Source organism: Borrelia turicatae 91E135 (genome assembly GCF_000012085.2).
Classification (GTDB): domain Bacteria; phylum Spirochaetota; class Spirochaetia; order Borreliales; family Borreliaceae; genus Borrelia; species Borrelia turicatae.
In genome coordinates this window covers 388,857-408,803 of the sequence record NC_008710.1, presented here as the reverse complement: position 1 = coordinate 408,803, position 19,947 = coordinate 388,857, and the positions used below count along the sequence as shown (strand labels likewise).

The 19,947-nt window shown below is 32.8% G+C and carries 18 protein-coding genes and 2 tRNA genes; all 20 read left to right on the top strand.

Translation table 11 applies throughout. The annotated features are described in order from the left end of the window. Positions 1-4 precede the first annotated feature (4 nt). The 20 genes from BT0_RS01945 to BT0_RS01850 all read left to right on the top strand — a co-directional run bounded on the left by BT0_RS01945 (position 5) and on the right by BT0_RS01850 (position 19,914). Positions 5-77, top strand: a tRNA-Thr gene (locus BT0_RS01945). A gap of 22 nt (positions 78-99) precedes the next feature. Further along, positions 100-279: a 50S ribosomal protein L33 gene (rpmG, locus tag BT0_RS01940; protein WP_011772345.1), complete on the top strand. Its 180-nt coding sequence runs from the start codon at positions 100-102 to the stop codon at positions 277-279. Between the two features lie 10 nt (positions 280-289). After that, a tRNA-Trp gene (locus BT0_RS01935) sits at positions 290-361 on the top strand. Positions 362-391: 30 nt separating this feature from the next. Next, positions 392-562 carry a preprotein translocase subunit SecE gene (gene secE, locus BT0_RS01930; protein ID WP_011772344.1) on the top strand — a complete coding sequence of 57 codons (171 nt, stop codon included), beginning with the start codon at positions 392-394 and terminating at the stop codon, positions 560-562. 9 nt (positions 563-571) lie between these two features. Then, positions 572-1,126, top strand: coding sequence for a transcription termination/antitermination protein NusG (gene nusG, locus BT0_RS01925; protein WP_011772343.1), 555 nt, complete (start codon positions 572-574; stop codon positions 1,124-1,126). Between the two features lie 53 nt (positions 1,127-1,179). Further along, the gene (gene rplK / locus BT0_RS01920; RefSeq protein WP_011772342.1) at positions 1,180-1,614 is read left to right on the top strand and encodes a 50S ribosomal protein L11; all 435 of its coding nucleotides are present in this window, start codon (positions 1,180-1,182) and stop codon (positions 1,612-1,614) included. Further along, complete coding sequence (gene rplA / locus BT0_RS01915; RefSeq protein ID WP_011772341.1) at positions 1,614-2,288, top strand: 50S ribosomal protein L1; 675 nt, start codon at positions 1,614-1,616, stop codon at positions 2,286-2,288. Before rplK ends, rplA begins: the two co-directional genes overlap by 1 nt. 10 nt (positions 2,289-2,298) lie before the next feature. Continuing rightward, a complete protein-coding gene (gene rplJ, locus BT0_RS01910) occupies positions 2,299-2,796 on the top strand; it encodes a 50S ribosomal protein L10 (RefSeq protein ID WP_011772340.1) in 498 nt (165 codons plus the stop codon). A 76-nt stretch (positions 2,797-2,872) separates the two neighbouring features. Further along, entirely contained in the window at positions 2,873-3,244 is a 372-nt protein-coding gene (gene rplL, locus BT0_RS01905; RefSeq protein ID WP_011772339.1) for a 50S ribosomal protein L7/L12, read from the top strand. An 85-nt stretch (positions 3,245-3,329) separates the two neighbouring features. Then, on the top strand, positions 3,330-6,797 hold the full coding sequence (gene rpoB, locus BT0_RS01900; protein WP_011772338.1) for a DNA-directed RNA polymerase subunit beta: 3,468 nt from the start codon (positions 3,330-3,332) through the stop codon (positions 6,795-6,797). A 14-nt stretch (positions 6,798-6,811) separates the two neighbouring features. After that, positions 6,812-10,945 carry a DNA-directed RNA polymerase subunit beta' gene (gene rpoC, locus BT0_RS01895; protein WP_011772337.1) on the top strand — a complete coding sequence of 1,378 codons (4,134 nt, stop codon included), beginning with the start codon at positions 6,812-6,814 and terminating at the stop codon, positions 10,943-10,945. A gap of 62 nt (positions 10,946-11,007) precedes the next feature. Beyond that, positions 11,008-11,382, top strand: coding sequence for a 30S ribosomal protein S12 (gene rpsL / locus BT0_RS01890; protein ID WP_011772336.1), 375 nt, complete (start codon positions 11,008-11,010; stop codon positions 11,380-11,382). A gap of 14 nt (positions 11,383-11,396) precedes the next feature. Then, positions 11,397-11,870 (top strand): 30S ribosomal protein S7, encoded by a 474-nt coding sequence (rpsG, locus tag BT0_RS01885; RefSeq protein WP_011772335.1) that lies wholly within the window; start codon positions 11,397-11,399, stop codon positions 11,868-11,870. Positions 11,871-11,944: 74 nt separating this feature from the next. Continuing rightward, complete coding sequence (locus BT0_RS01880; protein WP_041178467.1) at positions 11,945-12,958, top strand: BMP family lipoprotein; 1,014 nt, start codon at positions 11,945-11,947, stop codon at positions 12,956-12,958. Positions 12,959-13,000: 42 nt separating this feature from the next. Further along, on the top strand, positions 13,001-14,032 hold the full coding sequence (locus tag BT0_RS01875) for a BMP family lipoprotein (protein ID WP_041178466.1): 1,032 nt from the start codon (positions 13,001-13,003) through the stop codon (positions 14,030-14,032). Between the two features lie 161 nt (positions 14,033-14,193). After that, positions 14,194-15,264: a BMP family ABC transporter substrate-binding protein gene (locus tag BT0_RS01870; RefSeq protein WP_011772332.1), complete on the top strand. Its 1,071-nt coding sequence runs from the start codon at positions 14,194-14,196 to the stop codon at positions 15,262-15,264. Between the two features lie 63 nt (positions 15,265-15,327). Beyond that, positions 15,328-16,314, top strand: a complete 987-nt coding sequence (locus BT0_RS01865; RefSeq protein ID WP_041178465.1) for a BMP family ABC transporter substrate-binding protein — start codon at positions 15,328-15,330, stop codon at positions 16,312-16,314. 277 nt (positions 16,315-16,591) lie between these two features. After that, a complete protein-coding gene (locus BT0_RS01860; protein WP_041178464.1) occupies positions 16,592-18,016 on the top strand; it encodes an MGH1-like glycoside hydrolase domain-containing protein in 1,425 nt (474 codons plus the stop codon). A 54-nt stretch (positions 18,017-18,070) separates the two neighbouring features. Further along, positions 18,071-19,432, top strand: a complete 1,362-nt coding sequence (gene mgtE / locus BT0_RS01855; RefSeq protein WP_011772329.1) for a magnesium transporter — start codon at positions 18,071-18,073, stop codon at positions 19,430-19,432. 62 nt (positions 19,433-19,494) lie between these two features. Further along, positions 19,495-19,914, top strand: coding sequence for an HIT family protein (locus BT0_RS01850; protein ID WP_181005554.1), 420 nt, complete (start codon positions 19,495-19,497; stop codon positions 19,912-19,914). Positions 19,915-19,947 lie beyond the last annotated feature (33 nt).

Sequence of the window (19,947 nt, the reverse complement as noted above, 5' to 3'; positions counted from 1 at the left end):
TAATGCCCTTATAGCTCAGGTGGTAGAGCACCACCATGGTAAGGTGGCGGTCGTCGGTTCAAATCCGATTGAGGGCTTTTTGTAGTCAGGAGTATTATTATGGGCAAGAAGAAAGGTAAAGGTGCTGTTGAGCTTATAGCTTTAGTATGTGAGGAAACAGGAATTAGAAATTATACGACTACTAAGAATAGGCGTAATAAACAAGAAAAATTAGAATTAATGAAGTATTGTCCAATTCTCAGGAAGCATACTCTTCATAAAGAAGGTAAAATAAAATAATTAAAGTGATAGGTCAGTAGTTCAAGGGCAGAACGGCGGTCTCCAAAACCGCATGTTGGGGGTTCGAGTCCCTCCTGGCCTGTTGTCTGTATTGTTAAAGAGAGGCTTTTAAATGTTTAAATTTGTTAAAGAGAGTGTTTTGGAACTTAAAAAAATAACATGGCCTAAGTATGGTGAAGTAATAGGCAGCGGAAAACAGGTTTTTTGGTTGGTTGTTTTTATTTCTATTTTTTTAGGTATAGTAGATTATATCATGTATCTTGCTATAACTTATGTATTTTAAGGAAAGATTATGTCCAGGGCCTGGTATGTGTTACAGACTTTTTCTCAGTATGAGAGAAAGGTAGAACAAGAGATAAAACTTTTGATCAGTGAGGGCGTTTTTGGTAGTAATGTTTTAGATGTTAAGGCCCCTATTGAAAGGGTAGAAGAGATAAAAAACGGGAAAAAGCGGATACGGGAGAGAAGAATTTGGCCGGGTTATATTCTCATTGAGTTAGATTTGCCTGAACAGGAGTGGAAAAGCACTGTAGCTAATATTATTAAGATACCCGGTGTTGTCAATTTTGTTGGTACTAATAAAGAGCAAAAACCTTTTCCAATTAGTGATGAGGAAGTTAAGAGTGTTTTTATGCTTGCTGGCGAGATTAAGGCAGATAAATCTATTTTTATACTTTATGATTTTGAAGAAGGTGAGAGAGTTAGAATTAAAGGAGGTCCTTTTGATTCTTTTGAGGGTGTTATTGGATCTATCGACTATGAAAAAAAGAAATTGAAGGTTGCAGTTCAAATTTTTGGGAGATCAACTCCTGTTGAGGTTGATTTTCAGCATATAGAGAAAGTTTAATAATTAGTATATTAATGGGAGCTTAAAGGCGTTATTACCATAAGGAGTTATTTATGTCTAAGAAAAAAAGAGAAATTGCTTGGGTTAAGCTTCAAGTTCCAGCTGCTCAAGCTGCTCCAGGAGCTAAAATAGGTCAAGCCCTTGGACCTCATGGTGTTAGTGGGCCTCAGTTTGTTAAGGAATTTAATGAGAGAACAGCAAAAATGGAGCCAGGAATTATCGTTCCTGTTATTATTACTGTTTATGCTGATAAGAGTTTTTCATTTATTGTAAAAACTCCTCCGGCTTCAGTTTTGATTAAGAAGGCTGTTGGTATAGAGACAGGTTCTAAAAAATCAAATACAGAAAAGGTTGGAACTATATCAAAAGAAAAAGTAATGGAAATTGCAAGAGTTAAAATGCCTGATTTAAATGCAAAAACTGAACTTGCTGCATTTAAAATCATTGCAGGAAGTGCTCGTTCTATGGGTGTTGAGGTGGAAAAATAATGGCTAAGAGTGGAAAAAAATATATTCAGGCTTTATCTAAGGTAGATAAGCTTAAATCTTACAGCATAGATGATGCAATCTCTTTATTAAAAGAGATCAAATTTGTTAAATTTGATGAAACTATAGATGTATCTGTTAATCTCAATTTAAAGAAGAATCATACAGTTAGAGATACAGTTGTTTTGCCAAATCAGTTTATGAGAGAAAAGCGAATACTTGTTTTTGCAAAGGGTGATAAAGCTGAGGAAGCAAGGGAAGCTGGTGCTGTTTATGTTGGAGATGATGATCTTATTAATAAGGTTAAAGGTGGTTTTAGTGATTTTGATGTTGTTGTTGCAACACCTGATATGATGAAAGATGTGGGGAAACTTGGTCCTATATTAGGTAAGAGAGGTTTAATGCCAAATCCTAAGACACAAACGATTACAAATGATTTAAAGGGTACAATAGCTAGTCTTAAGAAGGGACGTACAGAGTTTAGGGCAAATAAAAATGGTGTTATCAATTTTTCTGTTGGTAAGTCTTCTATGGATAACAATAAGGTGAAGGAAAATTATGATGAATTTATTAAGGAATTACTTAAAAGACGCCCAAGCGATTTAAAAGGTACTTTTGTGGATAGTGTGTATATGTCATCTACCATGGGACCTTCTGTGAAGATTGATTTTGTTTAGGAGTTGAATTATGCATGCAAAGATAAATCCTAAAAAGGTTGAAATGTTTAATTTGTTGAAAGAGTTTTTAGATGGTAAGGATAGTGTTTTTTTTCTAGATTACAGGGGTTTAACAGTAGCAACGCTTACTGAGTTGAGAAATAGAGTTGAAAATGAGAAGGGTGAATTAAAGGTTGTAAAAAACAATATAATGAAGCGAGTTCTAAAAGATAAACATATGGAAGGTCTTGATTCTTATCTTTTAGGACCAACAGCTGTTGTTACCGCTGTTGATGAGGCTAATGTGATTGCAAAAATTTTTTATGAGTTTGTTAAAACTAGCTCTTTAAAAGTTAAGGGAGGTTTTGTTTTAGGAGAGGTTTATGATGAAGCTAAACTTAATGCGTATAGTAAACTTCCTACTAAAAAGGAATCTATTTCTTTGTTTATGAATGTGCTTAAAGCACCAATTTCAAAACTTGCAAGAACTTTAAAGGCTTTGTCTGATGTTAAAGATGTTAAAGTTTAATCAGAACAGTGTTAGTCTTAATACAGTGCATGCTATCACTGTTTGAAATAATGTAAATGAAAGGAGTTAAGTTAATATGGCACTAAGTAAAGAAGATATTTTAACATGGCTTGAGGAAGCCAAGACATCTGAAGTCGTTGAGCTTATAACAGCTATTGAGGAAAAATTTGGAGTTACTGCTGCTGCAGTTGCTGTTGCTGCTGGATCTGGGCCTGCTTCAGTTGATGCTGAAGAACAAACTGAATTTGATGTAATGCTTATGTCTTTTGGAGATAGTAAAATAAACGTTATTAAAGAAGTAAGAGCTGTTACTGGACTTGGACTTGGAGAGGCTAAAGCTTTAGTTGAAGCTGCACCTAAGGCAATTAAGGAAGGTGTTTCAAAAGCAGATGCTGAGGATATAAAGAAGAAACTAGAAGCAGTTGGTGCAAAAGTTGAAATTAAATAAAACATTAAAAATATGCCAGATTTGTTATTCCACATGTCATTTTAGTGGCATGTGGTTTATTGTGTCTTAAAAAAGGAGTCTTTTAATGATAAAAAGGGTTCATCTAGGACAAGGAAAAGCCGAAGAAATCTTAGACTTACCTAACCTAATAGAAATACAATTGAATTCTTATGAAAAATTTTTGCAGCTTGATAGATTAAAGAATAATAAACCTTTGCTTAATGAAGGCCTTGAATCTGTTTTTAGGGATGTTTTTCCTATGAAAAGTAGCAATGGTGAAGTTGCGCTTGAATATGAGAAATACTATGTTGAATATGATTCTCTTAGTTTTACTGAAAAGGAATGCAAAAGAAAGGGCCAAAGTTATGAGGCGGTTTTAAAAATAAGATTAAATTTGCAGTTTCTAACAACAGGAGAGATAAGACAAAAAGATGTCTATATGGGGACTATTCCTTTAATGACTGATAGAGGAACTTTTATTGTTAATGGTGCTGAGAGAGTAATTGTGTCGCAGATTCATAGATCTCCTGGGGTTGTTTTTTACAAGGAAAAAGACTTATATTATGCTCGTATTATTCCTTATCGTGGTTCTTGGTTGGAATTTGAGATTGATTCAAAAAAAGATTACCTTTATGTTAAGATAGACAGAAAAAAAAGAATACTTGTTACTCTTTTCTTAAGAGCTTTAGGTCTTGATACTAGAGAAAAGATAATTGAAACTTTTTATAAGATTAAAAAAATTGAAGTAAATGAAGATACTAAAAGAGAAATTACAGGGCAATATTTAGCAGTAAACATTACCATAAAAGAAAATATGACTTATCGTGCAGGTGATAAAATAACTTTGCAAGATATTGAAGATTTCTTGCAAAATGGGGTAAAAGAAATAGACCTTATTGATTTTGATGGATATGATAGTGTTCCTGGGAAACATTTTATCAGTTCTGATGTTATTTTGAACTGTTTCGAGAAGGAAGATGCTTATTTTTCTTTAAAGGATGGATTTAAGGAGCTTTCAAGGGAATCTGTGATGCTTGCGGTTTATAGTGTGCTTTTACCTGGAGAGCCAATATCCATTGATAATGCTGAGAATGATTTAAGAACTGTGTTTTTTTCAGAGAAGAGATATGATCTTGGTCATGTGGGACGATATAAGCTTTCTAAAAAGTTTGGTCTTAATGACTTAACGACTTCAGTTCTTACTATGACAGATATAGTAAATACGATATCTCATCTTTTAAGAATATATGATGGGCATGATGTTCTTGATGACATTGATCATCTTGGAAATAGAAGAGTTCGTTCTGTTGGTGAATTGCTTACAAATATATATAAAGGCGCAATGTCAAGGGTAGAGAAAATTGCAAAAGATAGAATGTCTAATAAAGAAGTGTTTAATCTTAAACCCCAAGAATTAATAAGTGTTAAGCCTATTGTTTCTGCTGTTAAAGAATTTTTTGCAACTAGTCAGCTTTCACAATTTATGGATCAGGTTAATCCTTTAGCTGAATTGACGCATAAAAGGCGTCTTAATGCTTTAGGACCCGGAGGACTCTCAAGAGATCGTGCAGGTTTTGAAGTAAGGGATGTGCATTATACCCATTATGGTAGAATGTGTCCTATTGAAACTCCTGAGGGACCAAATATTGGTCTTATTGTTTCTTTAGCTACTTATGCAAAGGTAAATGATTATGGGTTCCTAGAAACCCCTTATAGAAAAGTAATTAATGGCAAGGTTACTGATGAGATCGAGTATTTGTCTGCAATTGATGAGGAGAAAAAATGTATTGCTCAGGCAAATGCTGCTGTTAATGCTGAGAGTAATTATATTGATGATTTAATTTCCGTTAGAGTGTCTGGTGATTATACTACAATGATTCCTAAGAATATTGATTATATGGATGTTTCACCTAGACAGTTAATTTCTGTTTCTTCGGCATTAATACCTTTTCTTGAACATAATGATGCAAACCGTGCCCTTATGGGTTCAAATATGCAACGTCAGGCAGTTCCTTTGTTATTTCCACAACCCCCTATTGTTGGTACTGGTATGGAGCGAATAGTCGCAAAGGATTCTGGTGTTGTTATTAAGGCAAAAAGATCAGGTACAGTTGTATTGGCAACGAGCAAAAGAATAGTTATCAGACCTGATAATGCTGATGATGAGCATGATTTAGATGAATATGAACTTGCAAAATATGAAAGGACAAATCAGGACACTTCTTTTAACCATTCAGTTTTAATTAAGGAAGGCCAAGTAGTTAATAAGGGTGAAATAATAGCTGATGGTCCTGCTACTAGATATGGAGAACTGGCCCTTGGGAACAATTTGTTGGTTGGTTTTATCCCTTGGAATGGATTCAATTATGAAGATGCTATATTAATCTCGGAGAGAATTGTAAAGGAAGACCTTTACACTTCAATTCATATTAAAGAATTTAGTATTGAGGTAAGGGAGACTAAGCTTGGACCTGAGAAAGTTACAGCTGATATTCCCAATGTTAGTGGAAAGATATTAAATAAACTTGATGAAAATGGAATTGTACGGATAGGTACTTATGTAAAGCCGGGTGATATCTTAATTGGTAAGGTTACACCAAAATCAGAGGGAGATATTACTCCTGAATTTAAACTTTTGACATCTATTTTTGGTGAAAAGGCTAAAGATGTTAAGAATAATTCACTCAAAGTACCACATGGTACTGAGGGTACTGTAATTGATGTTCAAAGAATTACTAAGAATGATGTTGGTAATCTTCCACCTGGTGTTGACGAAATATTAAAGGTTTATGTTGCCAAGAAAAGGAGACTTAAAGAGGGTGATAAAATGGCAGGAAGACATGGAAATAAGGGTGTAGTTGCAAAGATCCTTCCTGTTGAAGATATGCCATATCTTGCAGATGGAACCCCTCTTGATATATGTCTAAATCCTTTAGGAGTACCCTCTCGTATGAATATTGGGCAATTGATGGAATCTCAGCTTGGTCTTGCTGGTAAATATCTTAGTGAATATTATGATGTTCCTGTGTTTGAATCTGCTACAAATGAATGTATTCAAGAAAAGTTGAAAAAAGCCGGATTTAATGAAACATCAAAAGCAATTTTATATGATGGATATACAGGGGAACCATTTGAGAATGAGGTAATGGTTGGAATTATATATATGCTTAAGCTGCATCACCTTGTTGACGATAAGATGCATGCAAGATCTACAGGTCCTTATTCACTTGTGTCTCAACAACCTCTTGGAGGAAAGGCACAATTTGGTGGTCAAAGACTTGGAGAGATGGAAGTTTGGGCACTTGAAGCTTATGGAGCTGCTTATACTCTTCAAGAGCTCTTAACAGTGAAATCAGATGATATGTCAGGTAGAGTTAAAATATATGAGAATATTGTTAAAGGTATTCCTACCAATGTATCTGGAATTCCTGAATCTTTTAATGTTTTGATGCAAGAACTAAGAGGTCTTGGTTTTGATTTATCAATTTATGATGATAATGGCAATCAAATTCCTTTAACAGAAAAGGAAGAGGAATTAATTAATAAAACTTAGGTTTTGAGGGTTTTATGAAAGAGATAAAAGATTTTGAAAAGATAAGAATAAAGATAGCATCTCCTGATCAAATTAGGAGTTGGTCTTATGGAGAGGTTAAAAAATCTGAAACTATTAACTATAGAACTTTGAGACCTGAGAAAGATGGTCTTTTTTGCGAGAGAATTTTTGGAACTACTAAAGAATGGGAATGTTATTGTGGAAAGTTTAAGTCAATAAGGTATAAGGGTATTATTTGTGATCGTTGTAATGTTGAGGTGACTCATTTTAAAGTTAGGCGTGAGAGAATGGGGCATATTGAACTCTCAGCTCCTGTTGCTCATATCTGGTATTATAAATATATTCCTTCTAGAATTGGTCTTTTACTTGATATTACGGCTTCTAATTTAAACTCTATTCTTTATTATGAAAAGTATATCGTAATTGAGCCAGGTGATACTGATCTTAAAAAGATGCAACTTTTAAATGAAGATGAATACTCTGAAGCAAAAGAGAGATATGGGATGTCTTTTAGTGCTTCAATGGGTGCTGAGGCCATTAAAACTTTACTTGAGAACCTTGATCTTGATGAACTTTCATCTAAGCTTAGACTTCAGATGATTGATAAAGATGATAAGACAGATAAAAAACTTTTAAGACGTCTTGAGATCATTGAAAATTTTAAAGTTTCTGGAAATAAGCCAGAATGGATGATTATGGATGTTCTTCCTGTTATTCCTCCAGAAATTAGACCAATGGTTCAGCTTGATGGTGGAAGATTTGCTACTTCTGATCTCAATGATCTCTATAGAAGAGTAATAAATAGAAATAATAGGTTAAGAAAACTTTTGCTTCTTAATGCCCCTGAGATTATTGTCAGAAATGAAAAAAGAATGTTACAAGAATCAGTTGATTCTCTTTTTGATAATTCTCATAAGAGAAAGGTTGTGAAGGGTACATCCAATAGACCTCTTAAATCTCTTTCTGATGCACTAAAGGGTAAACAAGGTAGATTTAGGCAAAACCTTCTTGGAAAGAGAGTTGATTATTCAGGTCGTTCTGTAATTGTTGTGGGACCTGAACTTAAGCTACATCAATGTGGTATTCCTGCAAAGATGGCGCTTGAGCTTTTTAAGCCATTTGTAATTAGAAAATTGATTGAGAGTGAATCCGTATTTAACATAAAGCGAGCAAAGAGTCTAATTGAACAAGAAGTAGATGAAGTATGGCAGATTTTAGACAATGTTATTAAAGAGCATCCTGTGCTTTTAAACCGGGCCCCAACACTTCACAGGCTGGGAATACAAGCTTTTGAACCAGTGTTAGTTGAAGGTAAGGCAATTAAATTACATCCTCTTGTTTGTCATGCATATAATGCTGATTTTGATGGTGATCAGATGGCTGTACATGTTCCTTTAACACCTGCAGCACAGGCTGAAAGTTGGGCTTTGATGTTGTCAACTAATAATTTGTTAAATCCTGCAAACGGACATCCTATTGTATTTCCATCTCAAGATATTGTATTAGGTCTTTATTACTTAACCATGGAGAGGAAAAATGTAGTGGGAGAAGGGCGTAAGTTCTCTAATTTCAATCATGTTCTTCTTGCGATTAATAATAAAAGTCTAGACTATAATGCACGGATTTATGTAAAGGTTGATGGTGAGTATATAGAAACTACGGCAGGATGTGTTGTATTTAATGAGGCTTTACCAGGTAAAATTTCATTTGTAAATAAAACCCTTAGTGATTATGAGTTACAGAATTTGATTTCTGAAGTTTATGTTGTATATGGTTCCTCTATTGTAATTGAAATGTTGGATATTATTAAGGAGCTTGGGTTTAAATATGCTACTAAATTTGGATGTACAATAAGTATGAGCGATATTATTGTGCCTGAAGAGAAGAAAGTATATGTGGATAAGGCTAATAGAGAAATTGCAAAAATTCAGAATGATTATACTAAAGGTGTTATTACTGGAGAAGAGAGATACAACAATGTTGTTTCTGTTTGGTCAAAGACAAATGAAGAGCTTACCAATAAGATGATGGAAATTCTTAAAAAAGATAGAGATGGATTTAATGTGATTTATATGATGGCTGATTCTGGTGCTCGTGGAAGTAGAAATCAGATAAGACAGCTTGCGGGAATGAGAGGATTGATGGCTAAAACCTCTGGAGATATTATTGAACTTCCAATTATTTCTAATTTTAAAGAAGGGCTTTCTGTTATAGAGTTCTTTATCTCTACAAATGGTGCAAGAAAGGGACTTGCAGATACAGCTCTTAAGACAGCGGATGCCGGATATTTAACGCGAAGATTGGTAGATATTGCTCAGGATGTTGTTGTTAGAATAGAAGATTGTGGAACTATTAATGGTATAAAAGTTGAGGCTTTAAAGAATGGTGAAGAAATAGTTGAGCCTTTAAGAGAAAAAGCCGTTGGTAGTTATTCAATTGAGAGAATAAAAAGTCCTATTACGGGCGAGATTATTTTAGATGTAAATGAAGAAATTACAGAGGATAAGATAAAGTTATTGGAAACCGTTGGTATTGACAAGCTTGTAATTAGATCTGTTTTGACCTGCGAAGCTGAGCATGGAGTTTGTCAAAAATGTTATGGACGTGACTTTTCAAATAATAAGCCTGTTAATATTGGAGAAGCTGTTGGGATAATAGCAGCTCAGTCAATAGGTCAGCCAGGAACACAGCTTACCATGAGAACTTTTCACATTGGGGGAGTTGCACAGGCTGGTAGTGAAGATGATAAGATTGCGCTTAAGAACTCTTTTATTCTTAATGGACTAGAGGGATTTAATGTGCAAGTTGATGGTGGATTGCTTTTTACAAGAAAAGGAACTTTAAGAGTAATAAATGTTATTTATGAAGAAGATATTAAGGATATTAAAGAGTTTAAGGTATTAGATTCTCAAAAGGTAATTAAGGGAATGCCTTTGTTTACAAGCAAGGATGGTATTGATGTATTATCATCTCATATTGGTTATGTTAGAATTAAAGATAACAAGCTGATGATTGTCTCTGAAGAGCAGGAGATATCTCTCAAGACTGGTACGAAACTTGAGGTAAATGTGGGTGATTATGTTGAGGCTGGGCGTGTAATTGGAACATTTGATCCATTTGCGGAACCAATTATTGCTGAAGTTAGGGGAAAAGTTAAATTTAAAGATATTATTTTAGGAACAACTCTTAAAGAAGAAATAAACCTTGAAACAGGAAATATTGAAAAGAGAATTACGGATCAAGTTTTTGAGTCTCTTGATCCTAGGATTTTAATTATTAATGATAGAGGAATTGAGATTGCATCTTATGTTCTTCCTGGAGATGCTTATCTGCAAGTTGAGGATGGACAAGACATTGATATAGGAGATATCATTGCTAAACTTTCCAAAGGTTCTGAAAAAACTCAAGATATTACTGGTGGTCTTCCTAGGGTTAATGATTTGTTTGAGACAAGAATTCCAAAGAATTTGACTGAGATGGCTAAGGTAAGTGGAGTTGTTCAGTTTAAAGCGATTCAAAAAGGTAAAAGACTCATTAATGTTTTAGATGAGTATGGAGTTGAGCATAAGCATTATATTCCTGCTGGGAAACATCTTTTAGTTAGGGATGGAGACGTTGTTAAGGCTGGAGATATGCTTTGTGATGGAAGAATTAATCCTCATGATGTTCTTGAAATCCTTGGTGGAATTAGTTTGCAAGAATTTTTATTAGCAGAAATTCAGGATGTTTATAGGAAGCAGGGTGTAAGTATTAATGATAAGCATATTGGTGTGATCATTAAACAGATGATGAAGAAAGTTAAGATTGTGTCTGTAGGTGATACTAATTTTGTTTATAATCAAAAGGTGGATAAGCATACTTTTTATGAGCAAAATAAAAGGGTAATTGAACAGGGTGGTGAGCCTGCAGTAGCTAGTCCAATCCTTATTGGGATAACAAAGGCATCTCTTAATATCGATTCATTTATTTCAGCTGCTTCTTTCCAAGAAACAACTAAAGTGTTAACAGATGCTTCAATTGCAGGTAGTGTCGATGATCTTAAAGGTCTTAAAGAAAATGTTGTGATTGGACATTTAATTCCTACCGGAACAGGTATGAATTTATATAAAAGAGTTAAGGTGAGGGAAAATTCAAGCTCTGAAATGTAGCTTGAAAATAAATTGTATATTTGATACCATTTATTGGTAAAATTAGGAAAAAGGGAGCATAGATGCCTACAATCAATCAACTAATTAGGAAGCCAAGAAAGAGTCAAAAAGAAAAGACAGCATCTCCTGCGCTTCAAAATTGTCCTCAACGAAGAGGAATTTGTACTCGTGTAATGACGGTTACACCTAAGAAACCTAATTCAGCTTTAAGAAAAGTAGCCCGTGTTAGGCTTTCAAATGGATTTGAAGTAACAGCTTATATTCCAGGAATTGGACATAATTTACAAGAGCATTCAGTTGTTTTAATTAGAGGTGGACGAGTTAAAGATTTGCCAGGTGTTAGGTACCATATCATCAGAGGAGCTAAGGATACTCTTGGTGTTAATAATCGGAAGCAAGGTCGTTCTAAGTATGGAACTAAGAAACCAAAAGCTTAGGAGGTATAAATTGTATGTCAAGAAAGAGTAAAAAAATTAAAAAGAAGGTCTTTAAAGATTCTAAGTATGATTCTCAAGTTATTGCTAAATTTGTGAATAGAATGATGTATGATGGAAAAAAATCCATCAGTGAAGCCATAGTTTATAATTCAATTGATCTTCTTGCAGAAAAAACTGAGGAGGTTGATAAGGTTGCTGCTTTTAGTAAGGCCTTAGATAATGTTAAGCCATTGGTAGAGGTTAGAAGTAGAAGGGTTGGTGGTGCCACTTATCAAGTTCCAGTTGAAGTTAGAGAGGAAAGGCGTGAGGCATTGGCAATGAAGTGGATTATTGCAGCTGCCAGAAAAGCAAGTGGAAAATCAATGCAAGAAAAATTGGGAAATGAACTTGTTAATTCTTATAATTCAACAGGTGTTGCTTTTAAGAAGAGAGAAGATACTCACAGAATGGCAGAGGCAAATAGAGCCTTCACACATTACAGATGGTAATAGTAAAACACCTTTTTCATACATATTGTTGTGAGGTTTGTTGATCTTAGATATAATTGATGAGGGGTATCTATATGTTAAAAAAGGTTTTTTTGTTTTTTTTTATTCTAGGTTGTTCAGGTTCACGAGATCAAACTTCACTTTCTGATACTATTTCTGTCATTGTCGATGGGACTTTTGATGATAGAGGTTTTAATGAGAGTTCTTCCAATGCAATGGCTCAAATTAAAGAAGAGTTTAAAGTTAATATAATTCGGAAAGAATCCAAGGTTTCTGATTATTTAGCAGATATTGGAATATTGGAAGAAGGTGGTTCTAGTTTAATTTGGGGAGTTGGTTTTAAGTTTACAGATACGTTTTTGCGAAAATCTCTTGAAAATGCCAATGTGCATTATGGGATTATTGAAGGTGCTTACTCAGAAGATGTTGAGTTGCCCAAAAATTTAGTGAATGTAAATTTTAGATCTGAGGAAGGAGCGTTTTTAGTTGGGTATTTGGCCGCTAATGCATCTAAAACAGGTAAGATTGGATTTTTAGGTGGAATGGAAGGTGTAGTTATTAATGCCTTCAGATATGGATATGAAGCTGGTGCTAAATATGCAAATAAGAATATTGAGTTGAATTCCCAGTATGTGGGGACATTCTCGGATCTCTCTCTTGGCCATTTAATGGCAAGTAAGATGTATGCTTCTGGGGTTGATATTATATTTACGGCAGCAGGCCTCTCAGGTCTTGGTGCTATTGAGGTTGCAAAAGAGCTTGGAAATGGACATTACATTATTGGTGTTGATCAGGATCAGTCATATCTTGCACCTGATAATGTACTTTTATCATATGTTAAGAGGGTTGACTTAGTTATGTTAGATTTGATGAGATCTTATCTAGACTTTGGCAAGTGGAATGGTGGAGATAATTTAGAATTTGGACTTAAAGATGGAGCACTTGATTTGATTCTTAATAAATCAATAAGTTTAGATTTAATCAAAGATTATGATTTTCTTTCAGAAATTAAAAACAAAATAGTTGGTAATGAGATTAAAGTTCCTAAAGACGAAAAATCTTATGGTGACTTTGTTGTTAATCTGTGACATAAGAGCTAATATAACAATATAACTATGAGGAGTTTTTATATGAATAAATTCGTAATGTTCATTTTTGTTGTGTTAACTTTTTTAGGTTGTGATAAAAAATCATTGACTTCTAAATCTTTGGCAAAGCCCATAATTTCTCTGATAGTTGATGGAACTTTTGATGACAAATCATTTGGTGAGGATGCTTGGAAAGGTTCTCAAATGTTAGAAGGAGGTTTTGGAGTTGAGATTATTGGCAAAGCTTCAACAAGTACTGCTTATGCGAGTGATTTAGAAGATCTTAAAGATAAAGGTTCCAGCATTATTTGGGGAGTTGGTTTTAGACTTCAAGAAGCTACTGAGCAGGCCGCTACCCTTAATAAAGATGTTAATTATGGAATGATTGATGTTACTTATGAAGATGATATAAATTTACCTGATAATTTTCTTGGCCTCTCGTTTAAAGTTGAAGAGGCTTCATTTTTAGCTGGATATTTAGCTGCTAAGACATCTAAAACAGGTAAAATTGGGTTTTTAGGTGGAATGGAAGGTGTAGTTATTAATGCCTTCAGATATGGATATGAAGCTGGTGCTAAATATGCAAATAAAGATATTGAGTTGAATTCTCAGTATTTGGAATCATTTGTGGATTTATCTTTAGCTAGGACTATTGCTTTGAAGATGTACGAAGATGGTACCGATGTCATATTTGTAGCAGCAGGCCTTGCAGGTCTTGGTGCTATTGAGGTTGCAAAGGAACTTGGAGCTGGATATTATATCGTTGGAGTTGATCAAGATCAGTCATATCTTGCACCTGATAATGTTTTAACGTCAGTTGTTAAAAATGTTGGGAATTCTATTTATGAAATAACAAAGAATTATTTGAATACGAATGATTTTGATGGTGGAAAAGTATTAAAATTAGGACTTAAAAACGGTTCTGTAAGTATTGTTAAGCATGATTCCATCAAGGATGATATTAAAGTCGAGATTGAAACTATAGAAGATAAAATAGTTAGTGGCGATATTTCAGTTCCAAGTAATCTTGACGAATATAATAAGTTTTTAGATATTTATAATCTATTGAATTGATTTCTTGCTTAGAGAGAGGCAATTTCATTAATGTTTATTTTTTTAAATTTACCTTTATTTTATGTAAGGTAAATTTTGATATTTATAACTTATTATTATTGTTGATAGTTTGTTAAAAATTAAAAAATGTTTAAAGCTATTTTATAAGGAGAGGATAGGTTGTGTCAAATAATTTATGTTTTATAATTTTATTTATTTTATTGTTTGTATCTTGTTTTTCTTCAAAAGAGTCTTCTTCTTTTGTTGACAGACAAATTATTATGGGAATCATGTTTCCAGGTAATTTTGATGATAAAGGATATTTCCAAAATGCTTTTGAGGGTGCCGTTAAAATAACAAATGAATTTGAAATTAAGCTTCTTCCAAAAGTTTTAACACCTTATCCTGTTGAAGGCAAAAGGTTAATGACGGCTAGTGAAGTATTAGAAGAAGATGTTTACACATTGCAAAAGGATGGTGCCAATCTTATTTGGTTTATTAGTGCCCATTTTTCAGATTCTGCCTTAAGACTTGCTCATGAAAATACAAATACTTCTTATGGCATTATAGATTCTTTTGGTTATGATGATAATATTTTAATTCCTAAGAATTTTTTAGCTATTAATTTTAAAGCTGAGGAAGGAGCATTTTTAGCTGGTTATCTTGCTGCTAAGATGAGTAAGAGTAATAGGATTGGATTTATGACTGGTGTTAATATTAAATATGTTGAGAGATTTTTAGTCGGCTTTAGAGCAGGGGCTTTTTACGCAGAACCTAAAACAAGAATGATTGTAAAGAGAGTTTTAGACGAATTTAGCGAAGCTTCTGGTAAATCTGTTGCCGAGCATATGTATATTGAGGACGGTGTTGATGTTATTTTTCCTGTAATGGGTCCTGCTGCACTTGGTGTGTTTTCTGCTGCAAAGAAGCTTGGAGCTGGTCATTACGTCATTGGGATTAATAAGGATCAGTCATCTCTTGCACCTGGGCATGTTATTACTTCTGTGCTTAAGGATGTTGGAAAGACAATATATAATTTTTCATTAGATGCTATAAAAAAACACAAATTTAATGGTGGTAGAATAATTGAAGAAGGAGTAAAAGAAGGCGTTATAGATATTGTCAAAGATCCTAATATTATTGGCAATAATTTATTTGATACCATGACAAAGATTCAGACTGAGATAGTTAATGGGCAACTTATTATACCTTCTACTGAACATGAATTTGATTTATTTAAGGCAAGATTATAAACTTTTTAATTAGATTGGTTTAAAGGGAGATATTATGTGAAGAATTTATTTTTAATTTTATGTATGTTGTGTTGTTCATGTTTTAATTCTAAAGTTAATGGTAATCTTGCTAAGATTGCCGTTTTAGTTGATGGAGTCTTTGATGATAAGACTTTTAATAAGGGTGCTTGGGATGGTGCTAAGAAAGTAGAAAAAGAATTTGGATTGGAAATAGTTATGAAGGAATCTAATTCAAATTCTTATTTAGCCGATCTTGAGTCATTAAAGAATAATGGCTCAAATTTTATCTGGTTAATTGGATATAAGCTTAGTGATTCTGCTATTATTGTTGCTTTAAAAAATCCAGAGATTAAATATGTAATTATTGATCCTGTTTATGATAGTGATTTGGTCATCCCTGAAAATTTATCAGCCATAACTTTTAGAAATGAAGAAGGAGCATTTTTGGTAGGTTATATTGCAGCTAAGATATCTAAGACGGGTAAAATTGGATTTTTAGGTGGAGTTGATAATGTAATTGTTAATGCATTTAGGTATGGATATGAGGCTGGTGCTATGTATGCAAATAGAAATATCAATATTGATAATAAGTATATTGGCAGTTTTGTTAATATTAATACTGGAAGAAACATGGCAAATGAGATGTATGTAGATAAAGTAGACATTATTTATCATGTTGCGGGTTTAGCTGGACTTGGAGTTATTGAGGCTGCTCACAACTTTGGAGATGAGTCTTATGTTATTGGAGTTGATCAGGATCAATCACATCTTGCCCCTGATAGTGTAATTACATCTTCAATCAAAGATATTGGACGAATTTTGAATATTATAATTTCTAATTACTTAAAAATTAATGCTTTTGAAGGGGGCCGTATATTAAATTATGGGTTAAGGGAGGGCTTTTTAGATTTTGTTAAAAATCCTAAGATGATTTCTTTCAAGCTTGAAAAGGAATTAGATGATATTTCTGAAAAGATAATTAACAGGAAGATTGTTGTTCCAAATAATGAGAGTACTTATAATAAATTCCTGAAAGAATTTGTTAATTAGTTTTTATTTTAAGTAATTATTGAGAAATATATTTTCATCTTTAATATCAGTTAGGCTTGTGTGATTATCATTTAGGCCTAAGCTTTTTTAATTATTTTAAGTTACATCAATCTGTTGTTGCAATATATAGTTTTAACTAATTTATTTTGCTTGGGTATTGCTTAGCTTTAGAATTGTGTTTAATATTAAAATTTTTGGTTTTCAGTCTCATTTTGTTATTATTATAATGTATAATAAATAGGAGTTGATTGATATTTGTTTTTCAGAGGTTCGAGCATTGAATAAGAGTGTGTTTCCCAAAATTTATTATTACGATCAGGATTTTATTGATATTTATAATAAGAGTCTTTCTTGGATTCGAGACAAAATTGTTTTTCCTCAAGCTTTGGAAAGGGGTAGAAAGGATAAAAACTATTATTCTGAAAACCTTGAGTTTATAGATCAACTTCAAGCTTGTCTTTCAAGCTTTTTTCTTGTTTATAGTAATGGGGAATATTCTCCCACATCTACTATTGATAAATTTTATGAACTTCAAGAGGCATCTGGTGCAATTAGAGCTCGTTATGACCGCAATAATAATATTGTTCATATAGAAGGAAATGATGATGGTATTGGCTTGCCCATTTTTGCTTGGGTTGAATACAATTTATATCATAAAACAGGCAATAAGAAACGTATCTGTGATGTTTTACCAGTTCTTGATAAGTATTATAAGTGGATAGAGAAAAAGTTTTTAAAAGCAAATGGTCTTTATTCAATTGATATGAATAAGATTTTTTATAAAAATTCTCCCAGAAATGATGCTTATTACCCGATAGATTTTAATTCACTTCAGGTACACAGTGCATATTGTATTGCAAAATTGGCAGACATATTAAATGATAAAAATTTATCCCTTGAGTATAAAAAAAGATTTTTTTCTCTTAAGGCTAAAATTAACTCATTGATGTGGGATGAAAAAGATGGTTTTTATTATGATCTTGATATTAACGAAAATATTGTTAGGTGTAAGACAATAGTAGGATTTTTACCACTGCTTTCCGAAATTCCAAGTGAAGATAGAATAGAGAGAATGATTTTTTATTTAAAGAGTCATGAACACTTTGGAACTCCAAATCCTTTTCCTACTCTTTCAGCTAATGATCCTAGCTTTAATTTAGATGGAAATGGATATTATGGTTCTGTTTATACTTATATGAATTTTTTTGTTATTAAAGGACTTGAATATTGTAGACGTTCAAATATTGCAAGAGAATTTACCATAAGACATCTGTATTATATATTAGATACTCTATTGCCTGATGGCAAAGTTAAGGGACATGTTTGGGAGGCTTATAAGCCAATGAAAGAGGGACCTGCATATTTAGATGTTGAGAAAAAGATTCTTCCAGAAAAAGATGTTATTTGTTATCTTGCACTTTTTAGTATTAGCCTGATGATAGAAAATATTATTGGACTTACAATTAGTCTGCCCGATAAAACAGTCTATTGGAATATTCCTGCTCTTGAAGTTATGGGAATAGAGAGTTTATCACTTAAAAAAAATCAAACCACAATTATATGTAATAAGGGCAAGAGGGGCTGGGAGATCAAGATGGAGTCTGAAAAACTTTATTACTTTACAATAAATATATTGAATAAAAAAGAAAAGACTCTGCCTATACCTTCAGGTAGATGTTCGATGCTTTTAGATAAGCTTTAATTAATAATTTGGCTATAAACATTTATTCAAAATTAAAATCTTGGAGATATTGATATGATAGATGTTGTATTTTTAAGAACCTTGCTTGAAGAGAAGAAATATTCTGACATAAAGGAAGAGCTTTTAAAATACGATGCTTTTGATATTAGTGAAGCTTTAAAAAAACTTAATGGTTCTGATTTGATTTTACTTTATAGATTCCTCCCCAAAAAGGTTGCTGTTGAAGCTTTTTCTAATTTTGATCAAGGCACAAAAAATAAATTGGCTAATTCCTTTACAAACAGAGAAATAAGAGAGATGATAGATGAATTAAATCTTGATGATGTTATTGATCTCTTAGAAGAAGTTCCAGCAAATGTTGTGCAAAGATTTTTAGCAAGTTCTACTGAGGAGAATAGGGAAATTATTAATAAATTCTTGTCTTACAGTGATGACTCTGCTGGTTCAATTGTGACGATAGAATATATTGAGCTTAAAGATTATTTTTGTGTTGGAGAAGCTCTTGATTATATTAGAAGGGTTGCAAAAACGAAGGAAGACATTTATACCTATTATATTACAGATGAAGAAAAACGGTTAAAAGGTGTCATCAAAATTGAAGATTTGATGTTATCTGGTGATGATGTTATTATTTCTGCAATAATGAGGACTAGCGGATTTTATATTGTTAAAGTTGGTGATGAAAAGGAAGATGTTGCTCTTCTTTTTCAGAATCATGATATCTCAAGTGTTCCTGTTGTTGATAATGAAGGGCGAATGATAGGAGTTATTATTATTGATGATATTCTTGAAGTTATTCAGAATTTAAATACTGAAGATTTCCAGATAATGGCTGCAGTTACTCCTTTAGGTAAATCTTATCTTGATACTTCTATTTTTGATATGACAAAAAATAGAATAATCTGGCTTTTGATTCTTATGATATCTTCTACCTTAACTGCCACTATAATCACTAATTATCAGCATTTGGTTTTATCTTTGGTTATTTTAACCAGCTTTATTCCACTTTTAATGGATACTTCGGGTAATGCTGGTTCTCAGGCATCTGCATTGATTATTCGTGAACTTGCTCTTGGAACTCTTAAGGTAAAGGATTTTTTCAAGGTGTTACTTAAGGAAGTATGTGTTAGTATTCTAGTTGGTTCAATTCTTGCCGGTATTAATTTTTTAAGAATTGTATTTTTTGTAATTCCTGAGCATAATGAAAAATTCAAAATAGCTTTTGTTGTTTCTGCATGTTTAATGATAGGGTTGATGGTAGCAAAAATATTGGGCGGTCTTTTACCCATTTTAGCCAAGTTTATAAGAATAGATCCAGCTTTAATGGCTGGACCTTTAATTACTACTATTGCTGATGTTGTTACCTTAATTGCTTATTTTAATATAGCAAGATTAGTATTAACCAATTATTTTTAAGTATGATCTATTTTTAGTAAAATTAAAGTTGAGATTAAGACAGAATTAAATTGGAGACAATTTTGAGTGGTTGTATTTTTTGTAAGATAGTAAAAAATGAAATGTCCTGTTATAAGGTTTATGAGAATGAGTTGGTGCTTGCTTTTCTCGATATTAATCCTTTAAATGTTGGACATACTCTTGTTATTCCAAAACAGCATAGCAATGATGCTTTGGGTATGAGCGACGAACTTAATGGACAAATATTGAAGGTTTGTAAGAAAGTAGCTCTCTCTTTAAAAAAGTTAGGTTCAAATATTTGTAACGGAATTAATATTTATAGTGCAATTGGCTCTGACGCGGGACAAGTTATTTTTCATACCCATTTTCATGTGGTTCCAAGATTTAAGGGAGATAATTTTGGTTTTACGAGAGGCAGTAATATTGAACTTTCAGGAGATGAGTTTTTAGACTTATCTAAGCATATAAGCCAGAATATTTGAGATTTTTTCTTAAAATGGATTTTATAAAAATTT

Bases quoted from the DNA above. Each gene is read 5' to 3' on its own strand.
- rpmG (WP_011772345.1), top strand. From the start codon at position 100: ATGGGCAAGAAGAAAGGTAAAGGTGCTGTTGAGCTTATAGCTTTAGTA.
- secE (WP_011772344.1), top strand. From the start codon at position 392: ATGTTTAAATTTGTTAAAGAGAGTGTTTTGGAACTTAAAAAAATAACA.
- nusG (WP_011772343.1), top strand. From the start codon at position 572: ATGTCCAGGGCCTGGTATGTGTTACAGACTTTTTCTCAGTATGAGAGA.
- rplK (WP_011772342.1), top strand. From the start codon at position 1,180: ATGTCTAAGAAAAAAAGAGAAATTGCTTGGGTTAAGCTTCAAGTTCCA.
- rplA (WP_011772341.1), top strand. From the start codon at position 1,614: ATGGCTAAGAGTGGAAAAAAATATATTCAGGCTTTATCTAAGGTAGAT.
- rplJ (WP_011772340.1), top strand. From the start codon at position 2,299: ATGCATGCAAAGATAAATCCTAAAAAGGTTGAAATGTTTAATTTGTTG.
- rplL (WP_011772339.1), top strand. From the start codon at position 2,873: ATGGCACTAAGTAAAGAAGATATTTTAACATGGCTTGAGGAAGCCAAG.
- rpoB (WP_011772338.1), top strand. From the start codon at position 3,330: ATGATAAAAAGGGTTCATCTAGGACAAGGAAAAGCCGAAGAAATCTTA.
- rpoC (WP_011772337.1), top strand. From the start codon at position 6,812: ATGAAAGAGATAAAAGATTTTGAAAAGATAAGAATAAAGATAGCATCT.
- rpsL (WP_011772336.1), top strand. From the start codon at position 11,008: ATGCCTACAATCAATCAACTAATTAGGAAGCCAAGAAAGAGTCAAAAA.
- rpsG (WP_011772335.1), top strand. From the start codon at position 11,397: ATGTCAAGAAAGAGTAAAAAAATTAAAAAGAAGGTCTTTAAAGATTCT.
- BT0_RS01880 (WP_041178467.1), top strand. From the start codon at position 11,945: ATGTTAAAAAAGGTTTTTTTGTTTTTTTTTATTCTAGGTTGTTCAGGT.
- BT0_RS01875 (WP_041178466.1), top strand. From the start codon at position 13,001: ATGAATAAATTCGTAATGTTCATTTTTGTTGTGTTAACTTTTTTAGGT.
- BT0_RS01865 (WP_041178465.1), top strand. From the start codon at position 15,328: ATGTTGTGTTGTTCATGTTTTAATTCTAAAGTTAATGGTAATCTTGCT.
- mgtE (WP_011772329.1), top strand. From the start codon at position 18,071: ATGATAGATGTTGTATTTTTAAGAACCTTGCTTGAAGAGAAGAAATAT.